1 protein-coding gene and 1 tRNA gene are annotated in these 1952 nt (G+C 38.6%); both read right to left on the bottom strand.

Going from position 1 to position 1952, the window contains the following annotated elements:
• Positions 1–1799 (bottom strand): glycosyl hydrolase family 28-related protein (locus VGT41_06470; protein HEV2601905.1); only part of this gene is annotated, 1799 nt, incomplete at its 3' end.
• A gap of 50 nt (positions 1800–1849) precedes the next feature.
• Positions 1850–1922, bottom strand: a tRNA-Val gene (locus tag VGT41_06465).
• Positions 1923–1952: the final 30 nt, after the last annotated feature.

The raw sequence follows: 1952 nt of genomic DNA, 5'->3' as shown, positions 1-1952 counted from the left end.
TTGCTTACTATTCCTTCATGAACTGCTGTTGAATCATCACCTGGTTTGTCGGCATACATTATAATGTCATCACAAATACTATTTATAAAATTGTTACCAGTAATTGTAAAATTTGAATCACCTCGAATCATAAGTGTATTGCCTGCAAATTCTCCACGTACTCTATTTTGACTATCACCATCAAATGTGAGTCCTTGAATTGTAAAATTTGAGTCAGATCTTAAATACATATTACTAATGGTGTAATAATTCGTATAAGGTCCATCGACTTGTTTTAATGTGGCTGAAGTGCCGATAACTTTAAAGTTAGATAAATAATCAATTTCTACTGTAGAGCTAATGCGATATATTCCTTGTGGAAAATATAATGTTCCTCCCTTTGCAGCAACAAGATCGGCAATAGCTTTATTAATAGAATTAATATCATCGGTAGTGCCATCACCTTTTGCGCCATAGTTTTTCACATTAAATGTAGTACCAATTGCTCCTGGTGGATTATTCGTTGGTGGTTGGACAGGAGGCAGTGGTTGAGTCGGGGGAGTAACAGGTGGAGTGACTGGAGGTTGCAGAGGATTATTTACAGCATGTGGATCTGTAACAACTATAATGATAGTCTGGCTAATGGTATTAACTCCATCGGTAGCAGTAAATACGGCAGGATAGGTACCAGCAGTATCTGGAATCCAGGTAAATAGTTGTGCATCAGGATCAAAATCGGCATCACCAGGAATATCTCCAATACCATAGGTAAGTGCTTGTCCTGTCGGACTTGTAGCATGTACTATCAACGTCAATAATTGTCCAACGTGAACATTTTGACTCGATTGATAATCAAAAACTGGAGGTTGAGATGTATTTGAAAGAGGATTGCTCGGTTGAGGGAGTGGTTGTGCAGTTGGAATTACTGATTGTTGTGGTGGTGAAACTGGACGCGTAGGAGTTCCTATTGAATATATCAAATTATTTTGTGTATTGCCTGTAGTATGTGATGAGTTTTGTCCTGAACCGGTCGAATACGTGCTTGAAGATTTCTTGATAACCGGAGGCCGTTCTGCAGCAAGAGCAAGATGTACCCCTTGTGTTTGGCCATTGCCATACATTTGAGCTTGAACAAGTTCTTGAAGTGTCCCTGTATTAAATGCTGCCACAATTTTTAAATCGGATGAAGTAAATACCTGTGCATCCGTTCGGCTTTCGAGGACAGCAAATGGAGCAAAGGTATACGTATTTTTATTTTTAAAAATAGATTCTTTTGGCAAAACACTTAGTGTGACGGTAGAAACTCCATTACTTGGGACGGTGGCATGAATTGGTATTTCAAAAACCTGTGATGGCATTGAAGCCGTAAGGGTAGTACTTGCAGTTGTCAAAACAGTTGTTGTACCAAATGAAAAACGAATGCCAATGTACGTATCTGCTGGAATAATGATATCTGAGAGTGGAATACCGATATCTTTATCGGTATGTTGCAATAGTTGTATATTTTTTGAACTTGTCGCTGCTGCTATCCAAGAGCCATCTTGTTTTTCAAGCTCAACATGATTGATAGAAATATCAACACCTTTAAGTGAAACTGCAGAAAGGAAATCGGCAGTACTTTTTGCAAATAAAATAATATGTCCTGGTTCTGGACCAATTGCCGGAGTAAAAGAAAGGCTTTGTAGATATGTTATAAATTTTTGAAGACCTTCAAGATGCAAATCATCAAGTGATGGGCGAACAAGTATAAAAAAAGCAATGCCTGCAGTAAGGCCAATCGTTACAATTGAAATAAGAATCCACTTAATTACACCAGACACAACTTTATAGTACCATAAATAGATTTGGAGGTTGAGCCTCCAAGTATAGGTGGGCGATAGAGGACTCGAACCTCTGGCATCAACAACGTCAATGTTGCGCTCTACCAACTGAGCTAATCGCCCATACGTGCACTGTATCAGAAATTATGTGTA

The sequence above is a fragment of the Candidatus Babeliales bacterium genome (assembly GCA_035944115.1).
Taxonomy (GTDB): Bacteria; Babelota; Babeliae; order Babelales; family Vermiphilaceae; genus DASZBJ01.
This window is presented reverse-complemented; position numbering and strand designations above follow the sequence as displayed.